Origin of the sequence: Mammaliicoccus sp. P-M59 (assembly GCF_022386135.1) — a bacterium.
GTDB lineage: Bacteria > Bacillota > Bacilli > Staphylococcales > Staphylococcaceae > Mammaliicoccus > Mammaliicoccus sciuri_A.
Window position 1 is genome coordinate 1 of sequence record NZ_JAJNJJ010000038.1, and the last position, 393, is coordinate 393.

The window sequence follows — 393 nt, forward strand, 5'->3', positions numbered from 1 at the left end:
GAACAAGATTTTTACCTGCTACAAAAGCAATGCCTAAAGAAATGTTACCAATATTAGATAAACCAACAATTCAATATATTGTAGAAGAAGCGTCACGTGCTGGAATTGAAGATATTATCATTGTAACTGGTAAACATAAACGCGCGATTGAAGATCATTTCGATATTCAAAAAGAACTTGAAACAACTTTATATGAAAAAGGGAAACTTGAATTACTCGATAAAGTTCAATATTCAACAGAATTAGCGAATATTTTCTATGTTAGACAGAAAGAACAAAAAGGATTAGGCCATGCGATTCATACAGCGAAGCAATTTATTGGAAACGAACCTTTCGCCGTACTGTTAGGTGATGACATTGTTGAATCGGATAATCCAGCTATTAAACAATTAA

At 32.6% G+C, this 393-nt stretch carries 1 protein-coding gene; it reads left to right on the forward strand.

The window, feature by feature from the left end:
- Nucleotides 1-393 (forward strand): UTP--glucose-1-phosphate uridylyltransferase (locus LQ617_RS15875; protein WP_239740796.1); only part of this gene is annotated, 393 nt, incomplete at both ends.